The organism is Streptomyces sp. 8N114 (genome assembly GCF_052245835.1).
Lineage (GTDB): Bacteria > Actinomycetota > Actinomycetes > Streptomycetales > Streptomycetaceae > Streptomyces.
The window spans coordinates 121,404-135,798 of record NZ_JBQQBT010000015.1 but is presented as its reverse complement, the minus strand read 5'-3'; the positions used below and the strand labels follow the sequence as shown (position 1 = coordinate 135,798).

Annotated in this window: 10 protein-coding genes; 7 read left to right on the top strand and 3 right to left on the bottom strand. The window is 69.9% G+C overall.

The window, feature by feature from the left end:
- Positions 1-163 precede the first annotated feature (163 nt).
- From ACTWQF_RS26190 to ACTWQF_RS26175, 4 genes are all read left to right on the top strand, one after another.
- The gene (locus ACTWQF_RS26190) at positions 164-1,363 is read left to right on the top strand and encodes a cytochrome P450 (RefSeq protein ID WP_443282178.1); all 1,200 of its coding nucleotides are present in this window, start codon (positions 164-166) and stop codon (positions 1,361-1,363) included.
- Positions 1,363-2,712: a cytochrome P450 family protein gene (locus ACTWQF_RS26185; RefSeq protein WP_443282144.1), complete on the top strand. Its 1,350-nt coding sequence runs from the start codon at positions 1,363-1,365 to the stop codon at positions 2,710-2,712. Before ACTWQF_RS26190 ends, ACTWQF_RS26185 begins: the two co-directional genes overlap by 1 nt.
- Before the next feature lie 445 nt (positions 2,713-3,157).
- Positions 3,158-7,804 (top strand): glutamate synthase large subunit, encoded by a 4,647-nt coding sequence (gene gltB, locus ACTWQF_RS26180; protein WP_443282143.1) that lies wholly within the window; start codon positions 3,158-3,160, stop codon positions 7,802-7,804.
- The gene (locus tag ACTWQF_RS26175; RefSeq protein ID WP_443282142.1) at positions 7,797-9,263 is read left to right on the top strand and encodes a glutamate synthase subunit beta; all 1,467 of its coding nucleotides are present in this window, start codon (positions 7,797-7,799) and stop codon (positions 9,261-9,263) included. Before gltB ends, ACTWQF_RS26175 begins: the two co-directional genes overlap by 8 nt.
- A gap of 134 nt (positions 9,264-9,397) precedes the next feature.
- On the opposite strand, the gene ACTWQF_RS26170 is transcribed toward ACTWQF_RS26175, so the two are convergent.
- The 3 genes from ACTWQF_RS26170 to ACTWQF_RS26160 all read right to left on the bottom strand — a co-directional run bounded on the left by ACTWQF_RS26170 (position 9,398) and on the right by ACTWQF_RS26160 (position 11,829).
- Positions 9,398-10,336 (bottom strand): hypothetical protein, encoded by a 939-nt coding sequence (locus ACTWQF_RS26170; RefSeq protein ID WP_443282141.1) that lies wholly within the window; start codon positions 10,334-10,336, stop codon positions 9,398-9,400.
- Positions 10,337-10,488: 152 nt separating this feature from the next.
- The gene (locus ACTWQF_RS26165) at positions 10,489-11,148 is read right to left on the bottom strand and encodes a hypothetical protein (protein WP_443282140.1); all 660 of its coding nucleotides are present in this window, start codon (positions 11,146-11,148) and stop codon (positions 10,489-10,491) included.
- Between the two features lie 102 nt (positions 11,149-11,250).
- The gene (locus ACTWQF_RS26160) at positions 11,251-11,829 is read right to left on the bottom strand and encodes a MarR family winged helix-turn-helix transcriptional regulator (RefSeq protein WP_443282139.1); all 579 of its coding nucleotides are present in this window, start codon (positions 11,827-11,829) and stop codon (positions 11,251-11,253) included.
- A gap of 66 nt (positions 11,830-11,895) precedes the next feature.
- On the opposite strand from ACTWQF_RS26160, the gene ACTWQF_RS26155 reads away from it, so the two are divergent.
- From ACTWQF_RS26155 to ACTWQF_RS26145, 3 genes are all read left to right on the top strand, one after another.
- Positions 11,896-12,624, top strand: a complete 729-nt coding sequence (locus ACTWQF_RS26155) for an SDR family NAD(P)-dependent oxidoreductase (protein ID WP_443282138.1) — start codon at positions 11,896-11,898, stop codon at positions 12,622-12,624.
- Between the two features lie 87 nt (positions 12,625-12,711).
- Positions 12,712-13,644: a 4-hydroxy-tetrahydrodipicolinate synthase gene (gene dapA / locus ACTWQF_RS26150; RefSeq protein ID WP_443282137.1), complete on the top strand. Its 933-nt coding sequence runs from the start codon at positions 12,712-12,714 to the stop codon at positions 13,642-13,644.
- A gap of 32 nt (positions 13,645-13,676) precedes the next feature.
- Positions 13,677-14,387 carry a maleylpyruvate isomerase family mycothiol-dependent enzyme gene (locus tag ACTWQF_RS26145; protein ID WP_443282136.1) on the top strand — a complete coding sequence of 237 codons (711 nt, stop codon included), beginning with the start codon at positions 13,677-13,679 and terminating at the stop codon, positions 14,385-14,387.
- The last annotated feature ends 8 nt before the right edge of the window (positions 14,388-14,395 follow it).

Below are 14,395 nucleotides of genomic sequence, written 5' to 3'. Positions count from 1 at the left end.
AAGTGCCGCAGCCCACAGGGGAGTACCGACCGTGACCAGTCAGCCCCAGCCCTACGAGCCCGCAGCCGCGCACGGCCCACCAGCCTTGGGCACCCCTCCCCCGGGGAGCCGGGGGTGCCCGGCCCACGCGGGCGGCGGCAGCGCCCCAGGGCCGGTACCGCTCATGGGCCCCCGCTTCCACACCGACCTGGAGGCGGTCTACCGGGACATGCGCCGCGACCACGGCCCCGTCGTCCCGGTGACCCTCCCCGGCGACGTGCCCGCCTGGCTCGTCATCGGCTACCGCGAGCTCTACCAGGTCACCACCGACCCGGTGCTCTTCCCCCGCGACCAGAGCCTGTGGAACCAGTGGGCCACCATCCCGGAGGACTGGCCGCTGCGCCCGATGATCGGCGTCCAGCAGCCCTCGGTCTACTTCACCGTCGGCGAGGAGCACCGCCGCCATCTGGCCATGGTCCAGCCCGCGCTGGAGAGCGTCGATCCCATCGAACTGCGCCGCACCGCCGAGGAGATAGCGGACCGCCTCATCGACGGCTTCTGTGGCGCGGGCGAGTCCGAGATCGTCTCCGCGTACGCCAAACCGCTGCCGATCCTCACCCTCGCCCGCATCCTGGGCTTCCCGGACTCCGACGGGCCCGAACTGATCCGCTTCCTGACGGACATGTGTGACGGCGGCCCCGACGCGCTGGCCGGGTTCGAGCAGGCGCTGGCTCTCATGCAGCAGCTGATCACCCGGAAACGCGCCACCCCTGGCGCCGATGTGCTCTCCGCGATGCTGGCCCACCCCGACGAGTTCACCGACGAGGCATACGCCCTCAACCTCATGGCCATCACCTCCGCCGGGTTCCTCCCGACGGCCGACTGGATCGGCAACTCGGTGCGGCTGATGCTCACCGACGACCGCTTCGCCGCCTCGCTGACCGGCGGCCGGCACAGCATCCCCGAGGCCATGAACGAGGTGCTGTGGGAGGACACCCCCACCCAGATACTCGCCGGGCGCTGGGCCGCGCGCGACACCCGGCTGGGCGGTCACACCATCGCCCGGGGAGACATGCTGCTGCTCGGCCTCGCCGGAGCCAACGGCGACCCGGCGGCACACACGCAGCACAGCGCGGACGGCCTGCGCAACAGCAACTTCGCCCACTTCGCCTTCAGCCACGGCGAGTACCAGTGCCCCTTCCCGGCGCAGGAGATCGCCGAGGTCATCGCCAGAACAGGCATCGAGGTGCTGCTGGACCGGCTGCCCGACCTGGAACTGGCCGTCGCGCCCAGCACCCTGGCCCGCCGCCCCTCGCCCTTCCTGCGCGGTATGACGGTGCTCCCCGTCCGGTTCGCCACCACACCCCCGTACGGAGGCCGCTGATGAACGGCAACGGACAGTCCGCGGTGAGCGCGGCCCGCCCCGGCGGCGAGGCGGCAGCGCCGGTCTCCGGCAGGTGTCCCGCGGACGGGGGAGCAGCGCCCGGATCCGCCGGCTGCCCGATCGTCACCGACCCGCTCAGCATCGACCCGCTCGTCGGCCGCCTCGCCGAGGAGACCGAGGCGCTGCGCACCGCCGGGCCGCTCGCCCGGATCGATCTGATGGGCGCCGAGGCGTGGACGGTCACCACCCACGCCGAAGCGCGCACGCTGCTCACCGACACCCGGCTGGTCAAGGACATCACCCGCTGGAACCTGTGGCGCAGCGGTGAGGTCGACGAGAGCTGGCCGCTGATCGGCATGATCGACGCGGGCCGCTCCATGTTCACCGTCGACGGAGCCGAGCACCGGCGGCTGCGGGCCAAGACGGCGCAGGCCCTCACCCCGCGCCGGCTGGAGGCGATCCGGCCCGTCGTCGAACGGATCACCGGCCGGCTGCTGGACGCGATGGCGGCACGGGCAGCGGAAGCCCCCGACGCACCCCTCGATCTGAAGTCTGCCTTCGCGCAGCCGCTGCCGATGTCGGTGGTCTGCTCCCTGATGGGCGTCGAACCCGAGCTGGAGCCGCGGCTGCACCGGCTGTACGAGGCGTTCTTCTCGATGCTGACGCCGCAGGACGAGCGGCTCGCCGTCATCAAGGAGCTGGACGATCTCTACGCAGAGATGGTCCGGGACAAGACCGCCTCCCCCGGCGACGATCTGACCAGCGCCCTCATCCTCGCCGACGAGGGCGGCGAGCCGCTGACCGCGGAGGAGGTGCGCGGCAATCTGGAGGCCATGGTCGCCGCCGGGCACGAGACCACCGTGACCCTGATCCTGTGCGCGGTCCGTGCGCTGCTCACCCATCCGGACCAGCTGCGCCTCGTGCTCGACGGCCAGGTCGGCTGGGAGGCGGTCATCGAGGAGACGCTGCGCTGGGAGTCGCCCTCCACCCACTTGCTGATGCGGTTCGCGACCTCGGACATCGAGGTCGGTGACGTCGTGGTGCGCGAGGGGGAGGGGGTGGTCATGTCCTACCGCGCCATCGGACGGGACCGCGCCCAGCACGGGGAGGATGCCGACTCCTTCGATGTGCGCAGGGCCGCGCCCGTCCGGCACCTGGCCTTCGGGCACGGGCCGCACATCTGCCCCGGCGCCGCGCTGTCCCGGCTGGAGGCGTCGGTCGCGCTGCCTGCCCTGTTCGGGCGGTTTCCCGCGCTCTCGCTGGCCGTGCCGGTCACGCAGATCCGCAACCGGCCGGTGCTGACGCAGAACGAGCTGGAGTCGTTGCCGGTGCGCCTCCGCGTACGCTGACAGGGAGCTCCGGCCCGGCCCCTTCCCCGTACGGAGCGGCGCGGAGGAGGGGCCGCGGACTGCTCGCGTGGTGGCCGTCACAGCGCCGGTGGGCCGGGGCGTGCAGGATCCTTGTGTTACCCGGCGGTTTCAGCTTGTGTGGCGCTGGGCAGTAGTCCGTAACGCCGCCGGCAACGACGCCTGCGTGCGAGAGAAAGCCGCTCGTTCACCCGGGGCCACCCACCCCGAACCCTCTGTGCAGGTCCCTCCAGGCCCCATAAGGGCCACTCCGCGTCGGCGCGCTTACACAGCTGCGCCCGCGTTCGTATGGTGAGATGCGTCTTCCACTTTCCGGGAAGTCGGCCACCATGTAACCTGCACGAAAATTTCTGCACCACTTTCTGCATCATGAGGGCCAACGTCGTCCCTCGGTACGTACCACTGCCACGAGACGACGGGAGAGCCGATGCGTGCTGCGCCGACAGCGGATTGGGCCGCCCACCACCCTGCCAAGCAGGGGATGTACGACCCCCGGTACGAGCACGACGCCTGCGGTGTCGGCTTCGTGGCGACCCTGACCGGTGAGCCCAGCCACGAGCTGGTCGAACAGGCACTGACCGTGCTCCGCAATCTCGAGCACCGGGGCGCCACCGGGTCGGACCCGGACACCGGTGACGGCGCCGGCATCCTGCTGCAGGTCCCCGACGCCTTCCTCCGGGAGAGCGTCCCGTTCGCGCTGCCCGAGCAGGGCTCCTACGCGGTGGGCATCGCCTTCCTGCCCCGCGAGGAGGAGACCTCCCAGGACGCTTCGGCCACCTCGGCGGCCGTCTCGCACATCGAGACGCTGGCGTCCGAGGAGGGGCTGACGGTGCTCGGCTGGCGCGAGGTGCCCGTCGCGCCCGAGCTGCTGGGCCCCGGCGCCCGCGCCACCATGCCCACCTTCCGGCAGCTGTTCGTCGCCGACCAGGAGGGCCAGCGCAGCGACATCGCTCTCGACCGGCTCGCGTTCGTGCTGCGCAAGCGCGCCGAGCGCGAGGCGGGCGTGTACTTCCCGTCGCTCTCGGCCCGCACCCTGGTCTACAAGGGCATGCTGACCACCGGACAGCTGGAGCCGTTCTTCCCGGACCTGTCGGACCGCCGCTTCGCCACCGCCATCGCGCTGGTGCACTCGCGCTTCTCCACCAACACCTTCCCGAGCTGGCCGCTGGCCCACCCGTACCGGTTCGTCGCGCACAACGGCGAGATCAACACCGTGCAGGGCAACCGCAACTGGATGCGGGCCCGCGAGTCGCAGCTCAGCTCTGAACTGTTCGGCTCTGCCGACCATAAGCACAGCGGGGACCACCAGACGCTGGAGCGGATCTTCCCCGTCAACACCCCGGGCGCCTCCGACTCCGCCACCTTCGACGAGGTGCTGGAGCTGCTGCACCTGGGTGGTCGTTCGCTGCCGCACTCGGTGCTGATGATGGTGCCCGAGGCGTGGGAGAGCGCCGAGTCGCAGGACTCGATGGACCCCGCGCGGCGCGCCTTCTACCAGTACCACTCCACGATGATGGAGCCCTGGGACGGCCCCGCCTGTGTCACCTTCACCGACGGCACCCAGGTCGGCGCCGTTCTCGACCGCAACGGACTGCGTCCGGGCCGGTACTGGGTCACCGACGACGGGCTCGTCGTCCTCGCCTCCGAGGTCGGCGTGCTCGACATCGACCCGGGCAAGGTCGTGCGCAAGGGCCGTCTCCAGCCCGGCCGGATGTTCCTGGTGGACACCGCCGAGAAGCGGATCATCGAGGACGACGAGATCAAGGCGCAGCTGGCGTCCGAGCACCCGTACCAGGAATGGCTGGACGGCGGGCTCATCGAGCTGGCCGATCTGCCCGAGCGCGAGCACATCGTGCACACCCACGCCTCGGTCACCCGCCGTCAGCAGACCTTCGGCTACACCGAGGAGGAGCTGCGCGTCCTGCTCGCCCCGATGGCCCGCAGCGGCGCCGAGCCGATCGGCTCCATGGGCACCGACTCGCCCATCGCGGCGCTCTCCGAGCGGCCCCGGCTGATCTTCGACTACTTCACCCAGCTGTTCGCGCAGGTCACCAACCCGCCGCTGGACGCGATCCGCGAGGAGCTGGTCACCTCGCTGTACTCGTCGCTGGGCCCGCAGGGCAACCTGCTGGACCCGACGGCCGCCTCCTGCCGCAGTGTGACGCTGCCGTTCCCCGTCATCGACAACGACGAGCTGGCCAAGCTCATCCACATCAACGCCGACGGCGATCTGCCGGGCTTCAAGTCCGCCACGCTCTCCGGGCTCTACCGCGTCGCCGAAGGAGGGGACGGCCTCGCGGCCCGTATCGAGCAGATCTGTGCGGAGGCCGACGCGGCGATCGAGTCGGGAGCCCGGCTCATCGTGCTGTCCGACCGGCACTCGGACGCCGAGCATGCACCGATCCCGTCACTGCTGCTCACCTCCGCCGTGCACCACCACCTCATCCGCACCAAGCAGCGCACCCAGGTCGGGCTGCTGGTCGAGGCCGGTGACGTACGCGAGGTCCACCATGTCGCGCTGCTCATCGGCTACGGCGCCGCCGCGGTCAACCCGTATCTGGCCATGGAGTCCGTCGAGGACCTGGTGCGCGCGGGGACATTCCTGCCGGGTGCGGAGGAGCTGCCGCCCGAGCAAGCCATCCGCAACCTGATCTACGCGCTGGGCAAGGGCGTGCTGAAGGTGATGTCCAAGATGGGCATCTCCACCGTCGCCTCCTACCGTGGCGCGCAGGTCTTCGAGGCCGTCGGCCTGGACGAGTCGTTCGTCGACACCTACTTCCACGGCACCACCACCAAGATCGGCGGCGCCGGTATCGACGTCATCGCCAAGGAGGTGGCGGCCCGGCACGCCAAGGCGTACCCGTCCTCGGGGATCGCGCCCGCGCACCGGCTGCTGGACATCGGCGGCGAGTACCAGTGGCGTCGCGAGGGCGAGCCGCATCTGTTCGACCCGGAGACGGTCTTCCGCCTCCAGCACTCCACCCGGCAGCGCCGCTACGACATCTTCAAGCAGTACACCCGGCGGGTGGACGAGCAGTCCGAGCGGCTGATGACGCTGCGCGGCCTGTTCAACGTCAAGAGCGACCGGCCCTCGATCCCCGTAGAGGAGGTCGAGCCCGCCAGCGAGATCGTCAAGCGGTTCTCCACCGGCGCCATGTCCTACGGCTCCATCTCGCAGGAGGCGCACGAGACGCTGGCGATCGCCATGAACCAGCTCGGCGGCAAGTCCAACACCGGTGAGGGCGGCGAGGACCCCGAGCGGCTCTACGACCCGGCCCGGCGCTCCGCGATCAAGCAGGTCGCCTCCGGCCGGTTCGGCGTCACCTCCGAATACCTCGTCAACGCCGACGACATCCAGATCAAGATGGCCCAGGGCGCCAAGCCCGGCGAGGGCGGCCAGCTGCCGGGGCACAAGGTCTACCCGTGGGTTGCCAAGACCCGGCACTCCACGCCCGGCGTCGGCCTCATCTCGCCGCCGCCGCACCACGACATCTACTCCATCGAGGACCTCGCCCAGCTCATCCACGACCTGAAGAACGCCAACCCGGCAGCCCGCGTCCATGTGAAGCTGGTGTCCGAGGTCGGCGTCGGCACGGTCGCGGCGGGCGTCTCCAAGGCCCACGCCGATGTCGTGCTCATCTCGGGCCACGACGGCGGCACCGGCGCATCGCCGCTCACCTCCCTCAAGCACGCGGGCGGCCCCTGGGAGCTGGGCCTGGCCGAGACGCAGCAGACGCTGCTGCTCAACGGGCTGCGCGACCGGATCGTCGTGCAGACCGACGGCCAGCTCAAGACCGGCCGCGACGTGATCATCGCCGCGCTGCTGGGCGCCGAGGAGTTCGGCTTCGCCACCGCGCCGCTGGTGGTCTCCGGCTGCGTCATGATGCGCGTCTGCCATCTGGACACCTGCCCGGTCGGCATCGCCACCCAGAACCCGGTGCTGCGCGAGCGCTACAGCGGCAAGGCCGAATACGTCGTCAACTTCTTCGAGTTCATCGCCGAAGAGGTCCGCGAACTCCTGGCCGAGCTGGGCTTCCGCACCCTGGACGAGGCCATCGGGCACGCCGAACTGCTCGACACCTCGCGCGCCGTCGACCACTGGAAGGCCAAGGGCTTCGACCTGGCGCCGCTGCTGCACGTCCCCGAACTCCCCGAGGGCGCCGTGCTGCACCAGGCCGTCGCCCAGGACCACGGCCTGGAGAAGGCGCTCGACAACCAGCTCGTCAAGCTGGCGGCCGACGCGCTGCACGCCGACACCGCCGAGCAGGCGGAGCCGGTCCGCGCCCAGGTCGCGATCCGCAACGTCAACCGGACCGTCGGCACGATGCTCGGACACGAGGTCACCAAGAAGTTCGGCGGCGCCGGACTGCCCGACGACACCATCGACATCACCTTCACCGGCTCCGCCGGCCAGTCGTTCGGCGCCTTCGTCCCGCACGGCATCACGCTGCGGCTGGAGGGCGACGCCAACGACTACGTCGGCAAGGGCCTCTCCGGCGGCCGAGTGATCGTCCGCCCCGACCGGGGCGCCGACCACCTCGCCGAGTACTCCACCATCGCGGGCAACACCCTCGCCTACGGCGCCACCGGCGGCGAGATCTTCCTGCGCGGCCGGGTCGGCGAACGCTTCTGCGTCCGCAACTCCGGTGCCCTGGTCGTCTCCGAAGGCGTGGGCGACCACGGCTGCGAGTACATGACCGGCGGCGCGGCCGTCGTCCTGGGCAGCACCGGCCGTAACTTCGGCGCCGGAATGTCCGGCGGTACGGCGTACGTCATCGACCTGGACCTGGCGAACGTCAACGCCGGACTGCGCGGCGCCGTCGAGGAGCTGACCGACGACGACAAGGCGTGGCTGCACGAAGTCGTGCGCCGCCACCAGGAGGAGACCGGCTCGACCGTGGCCGCGAAGCTCCTCGCCGACTGGGACGGACCGGACGGAGCGCTCAGCCGCTTCAGCAAGGTCCTGCCCGCCACGTACAAGGCTGTGCTCGCCGCCAAGGACGCCGCCGAGCGAGCGGGGCTCAGTGAGTCCGAGACCCACGAGAAGATGATGGAGGCGGCGACCAATGGCTGACCCCAAGGGCTTCCTGAACACCGACCGCGAGGTCGCCGAGACCCGCCCTGTCGAAGAGCGGGTCAAGGACTGGAACGAGGTCTACGTACCCGGCTCCCTGCTGCCCATCATCAGCAAGCAGGCCGGGCGCTGCATGGACTGCGGCATCCCCTTCTGCCACAACGGCTGTCCGCTGGGGAACCTCATCCCCGAGTGGAACGACTACGCCTACCGCGGCGACTGGGACGCCGCGAGCGAGCGGCTGCACGCCACGAACAACTTCCCCGAGTTCACCGGGCGGCTGTGCCCGGCGCCGTGCGAGTCGGCGTGCGTGCTGGGCATCAACCAGCCGCCCGTCACCATCAAGAACGTCGAGGTCTCCATCATCGACAAGGCGTGGGAGACCGGCGGCGTCACCCCGCAGCCCCCGGAGCGGCTGAGCGGCAAGACCGTCGCCGTCATCGGCTCTGGCCCCTCGGGGCTGGCCGCGGCCCAGCAGCTCACCCGCGCCGGCCACACGGTCGCCGTCTACGAGCGCGCGGACCGCATCGGAGGTCTCCTCCGTTACGGCATCCCCGAGTTCAAGATGGAGAAGCGGCACATCAACCGCCGTATCGAGCAGATGCGCGCGGAGGGCACCAAGTTCCGCACCGGCGTGGAGATCGGCCGCGACATCGACGCGCGGAAGCTGCGCAAGCGGTACGACGCGGTCGTCATCGCGGCGGGCGCCACCACGGCGCGTGACCTGCCGGTTCCCGGCCGCGAGCTGAACGGCATCCACCAGGCGATGGAGTACCTGCCGCTGGCCAACAAGGTGCAGGAGGGCGACTTCGTGACGCCCCCCATCACCGCCGAGGGCAAGCACGTGGTCGTCATCGGCGGCGGCGACACCGGCGCCGACTGCGTCGGCACCGCACACCGGCAGGGCGCGGCCTCCGTCACCCAGCTGGAGATCATGCCCAAGCCGGGCGAGGAGCGGGACCCGGGCCGCCAGCCGTGGCCGACCTTCCCCATGCTCTACAAGGTGACGTCTGCGCACGAGGAGGGCGGCGAGCGCGTCTACTCCGTCAACACCACCCACTTCGAGGGCGACGAGGACGGCAACGTCCAGTGGCTCCACCTGGTCGAGGTCGAGATGGTGGACGGCAAGCTGGAGCCCAAGTCCGGCACGGAGCGGAAGATTCCCGCCCAATTGGTCACCCTCGCCATGGGCTTCACCGGCGTCGACCGGGAGAACGGCCTGGTCGAGCAGTTCGGCGTCGAGCTCGACGCACGGGGCAACATCGCGCGGGACGGCGACTACGCCACCAACGTCCCCGGCGTCTACGTCGCCGGTGACGCGGGCCGCGGCCAGTCGTTGATCGTCTGGGCCATCGCCGAGGGCCGCTCCGCCGCGAAGGCGGTCGACCGCTACCTCACCGGCGAAACCAGCACCCTGCACGCGCCGATCCGCCCCACGGACCGGTCCTTGGCGGTGTAACCCTCTCCTTGGAGCTTCCGTACAACGGCGTACGGACGACGCGGCGCCTGCCAGTCCCCGACCGGGTTGTGGCAGGCGCCGCGCTGTGTTTCCGCTTCTCGTTTCCGCTTCTCGTGTTTCCGTCCGGCGATGGGTCAGTCACGCACGATGGACTGGATCTCCTTCACGGTGACGTCCTTTGTGGTGCTGAAGGTGCCGGCGGGCAGGTCGCCACCGGTGCCGTCGGAACCCTTCCAGGTGATGTTCCAGGTGAGGGTCGCCTTCAGCGGGTAGGAGCCGTTCTTGCCGCTCGCCCGCAGATACCTGATCCCGCAGGGCGGGGTCTGGTCCTTCTTCCCGGCCGAGTACTCCTCACCGAGCTGGCCGTTCTTGACCACGCACTTTCCGGAGCCGGGGTACATCTTCGCGTCGCCGGTTCCCGGTTCGAGGGTGAGCGAGGTGGGCTTGGCGGTGGTGGTCGCCGAGAGGTGGGTGCCGTCTTCCAGATCGAGAGAGGCAGTCACGTCCACCGGCTTGAACTTCCCCTTGTCCAGCCACACCCACGTGTCGAGATTGACCGTCTGCTTGTTCTCCGGGTTCAGCGATATCTCGGTCCCCGGAATAGGCAGTTCCTCGTATGCGTACTGCGCGAGGATCTCCGGACTGACCGCGAGCGGCATGCTCTTCGGGGGCTTGCCCTTGGGCACCCAGATGGCGTGCTCGCTGCACTCGTCCGCCTTCGGGTCGTCCGCCTTGTTGGGATTCCGCACCCCCTCCCAGAACATGCCCTTGCCCTGTTTGTCGATGTTGTAGTCGTCGTACTTGTCGGTCTGGTAGTAGTTCTCGTAGATGTTGGAGGCCTGACCGCGGAGGGCGTCCGAGAGGTCTATCGGGTCGACGCCTCCGGACAGCGGCCCGTCGTTCTCCTTCTTCTCCTTCTTCCGCTTCTTGGGCTTCAGGCTCTCGATTTTCTCTTTGAGCTGCTTGGGAGTGGTCTTCGGCTCGTACCAGCAGGCCGGGGGCTCCCAGTTGGGGTCCTTGGGATTCAACTTGACGGTGTTCTTCCCTCCACCGCCTCCGCCGGTTATCTGCACGTGGGAGACGCCGGCCTCCAGCTTCCCATTACTGGCGTTACCAGTGAGCGACCCTTTCCCCGACCCCTTTCCCCCGGTTTCGGTGGCGTATGCGCCCCCGGAAACGGTGAGTAGAAGCACTGTCGCCAGGCCTGCCACTGAACCTTTGCGTGTCAACTCATGCATTTTTTGGCCCCCGCTGTCTCAGAACCGGATGTCGCTTGCCAGACGCCGTCTTTGTTGCGCTCCATCTGCAGTGTGGAAAGGATGTAGTTCTGGTCGCCCCCGTTGTTGGGCTCCAGTTTCCCCGTTTTGACGATCTTGTTCTTCGACTTGCTTTCGTCAGTGCAGAAGGTCAGGCTGGCGGCTTTGTCTCCATCCAGCTTGACGGTCTGGTTGTAGTAGCGCGTGACGCCGGCCCAACTCTTCCCGTGCTTGGTGAAGCTAAGGATGTACTCGTTTGCGGAGATGGCGGCCTTTCCCTTGGCGTAGACCGTCACCCCATCAAGGTCTTTCCCGGTGGTGATGACCCGGTCGATCGCGTTGATGCGGCGTTGGTTGTCCGCCAGGACCTCGTCCTTCTTCGGGTCACCCGTCTCGGCGTCCTCGAAGACGTTCTTGGCGTCCTTCGCCAGCTTGATCTCGTCAGGCGCTTGGCGCCCGGACCCACCCGAACTCTTCGTGGGCGAGGGAGACTTGGACTCCGTCTTGCCCTCCCCCTTGGCGCCGTCGATCTTGTCGTCGGACCCGCCGTCGCTCCCGCACGCGCCCAGGAAGAGGGACGCGGCGAGGGCTGCTGCGGTCCACATCGCTGTGCTGGCCTGCTTTTTCATGCGCAAGTTGTCTCAGCTCTCTCTCCGTGGGCGACGGCGGTGCGAATCACCCGCAGTTCGGTCGCTCAAAAGTTACAGCAGGGGCGTGTGGGCCAACAGTCGTTAGTCCAGTTCGCCCACATGAGTCAATCGGTGATCATTCAACTGCCGTTGGACGTCCTGAAGGAGAACACGCAGAAGCTCGGCGAGCTGGTTCTGCTGCTCGGGGTCGAGGCCCGTCAGGAGCTCGGCCTCGCGGGTGAGGACCTGGTCGACGGTGGACTCGACCAGCTGGTGCCCGGCGGGGGTCAGTTCGACCAGGACGGACCGGCGGCGGCCTCCTCCGGAGCGGCGGGTGACCAGGCCCTCGCGTTCGGCGCGGGCCACCCGCTGGGAGATGGCGCCCGCGGTGATCATGGAGCGGGCGGAAAGTTCGCGTGTGGTGAGCGTGTACGGCTCACCCGTGCGCCGCAGCACGCTGAGCAGATCCAGCGTGGCGGCGTCCACGCCCGCGCGGGCGAGCACCCGGCGGCGGTCGTCGCCGAGCAGCTTCGCCAGCCGCCAGAGCGGGGTGACGATGCCGATCGAGGAGACGGGCGTGCCGGGGCGCTCGCGCTGCCATGCGGCGGCGATGTCCGCCACGGGGTAGTCGGCCGTGCCGTCCGACGCCGTGCCGTCCGACGGGGAGTGATCGCTTGCCATGGCCCCTCCATGCGATGTTATGTTCAGGTCTAAATTCAGGTCTTAACAGAGCGTGGAGGACACTGTATGGCACGCGGCATCCTGGTCACCGGCGGTGCGACGGGCATCGGGCTGGCTGTGGCGCGGCATTTCGCGGAGCAGGGGGAGACGGTCGTCATCACGGGGCGCCGGAAGGAGGTACTGGAGGCGGCTGCCGAGGAGATCGGCGCGCGAGCCGTGGTCTGCGATCACACCGACTCGGAAGCGGTGGAGCGGCTGCTGCCCCAGCTGCCCGAGCGGCTCGACGTCCTGGTCAACAACGCCGGCGGCAACACCGATTTCGACGCCTCGGAGGACCCCGGACTCAGCCCGCTGGCGGCGTTCGCGCGGAGGTTCCGCGCCAACCTGGACGCCAACCTGCTCAGCGCGGCGCTGACGACCAAGGCGGTCGAGGACCGGCTCGCGGAGGGCGGCGCCGTCATCAGCATCGGCTCCATCGCGGCCGACAAGGGCTCCGGAGCCTACGGGGCGGCCAAGGCGGGCGTCGCCTCCTGGAACCTGGGCCTGGCACAGGAGCTGGGGCGGCGCGGCATCACCGCGAACGTCGTCTCGCCCGGCTACATCGCCGACACCGAGTTCTTCCGCGACCACCTCACGCCCGAGCGGCGTGACCATCTCATCGCCTCCACCGCGCTGGGCCGCCCTGGCGTTCCGGAGGACATCGCCGGAGCCGTCGCCTTCCTGGCCTCGCCCGCGGCACGCGACATCACGGCGCAGGTGCTCAACGTCAACGGCGGGGAGCACGGCACCCGTTGACCGACGCCGCGCAGTGAAGCGTTGCTTATGGGCAGGCTTCACGGCAATTAAATGGTGCGCGGGCCCGCTCGGCCGCACACTCCGGCCATGCCGATCTCCGCAGGGCCCTTGGGCCGTATCGCAGCAGCCATGGTCACCCCGTTCGATGCCGCCGGGGAGCTCGATATCGAGGGCGCCCGGCGCCTCGCCGTGCACCTGGTGGACGAGGGAGGGTGCGAAGCCCTTGTGCTCAGCGGGACGACGGGGGAGGCGCCGACCACCTCGGACGCTGAGAAGACCGCGCTGGTGCGCGCGGTGGTGGCGGAGGTGGGGGACCGGGCAAGCGTCGTGGCGGGTGTCGGTTCCAGCGACACCCGCCATAGCGTCGCGCTGGCCCGGGACGCCGAAGCGGCAGGCGCACACGGGCTGCTGGTGGTGACGCCGTACTACTCGCGCCCCACCCAGGAGGCCGTTGCGCACCATCTGCGTACGGTGGCCGACGCCACCCGGCTGCCGGTGCTGCTCTACGACATCCCCGGCCGCACCGGAACCGCGCTGACCACCGGCACGCTGCTGCGGCTGGCGGAACATCCGCGGATCGAGGGCGTCAAGGACTGTGCGTACGACCTGCTCAAGTCCTCCCGGGTGATGGCCGGGACCGGGCTGGCGTACTACGCGGGCTGCGACGAGTTCGCGCTCCCGCTGCGCGCGATCGGCGGTGCGGGGTGCATCAGCACCGTCGCCAATGTCGCGGCGCCGCTGGTGCGCGGGGTGCTCGACGCGTACGACGCGGGGGAGCACGCCCTGGCGGCGCGTCGCCATCTCGCGCTCGCCCCGCTGACCGAGGCGGTGATGACCGGCCAGCCCGGCACCGTCGCGGCGAAGGCCCTGCTCAACGCGCGCGGTCTGCCGGCGGGGCCGGTACGCGGTCCGCTCCTGGACGCGGACGCGGCGCTGACGGCGCGCCTGCTGGAGCTCCTCGAACAGGCCGAGGCGGAGCCGGTGGCCGCAACCAGGGACGGGGCTGGGACGAGGGTCTAGGGTCGGTTCCTGTGATACCTCCTGTTGCAGAAGTGGCCGAAGCTCAGCGGGTACTCCGTGGCCTGCTCGCCGACGTGGACGACGCGCAGGTCCGGGCGCCCTCCGCGCTGCCCGGCTGGTCCCGGGGACACGTCCTGGCCCATCTGACCGACAACGCCCGGATGTTCGCCCGCCTCGCCGAGCACGCGCTGCGCGGGGAGCGGGTGCCCCCGTACGACGGAGGTCAGGCGGAGCGCGACGCGATCATCGAGGACACCGCCGGGCGTACGGCGGTCGAGCACCGGGCGGCGCTGGCCGGGCACACCCGGTCGCTGATGGACGTATGGTCCCGGGCCACCGCCGAGGACTGGCGGCGTCCGGTCTCCTTCCGGGACGCGGACATCGCCGCGACGGTGTTCGCCCGCTGGCGCGAGGTGTGGATCCATCTGGTCGATCTGGACCTCGAGGTCGGCCCGGCGGCCTGGCCGGAGGGGCTGGCGAGCCATGCGGTGGACTTCCTGCTGAGCAGGCTGCCGCCCGGAACCTGTCTGGTTGCCACGGACCTCGACCGGCGCTGGCACGCGGGAGAAGGAAACCCCGCACCGGGCCCCGAAGTGCGGGGCGGTGTGCGGGACCTGGCGGCATGGCTGGCCGGGCGCGTACCGGACACGCCGCCCCGCTCCCGGGACGGCCTCCCCGAACTGGGCCCCTGGCCGCCGCATCCGCCTCAGCCCGCCCTCAGCCCGACGGACCGGAAAGCATGAGCCTCGGC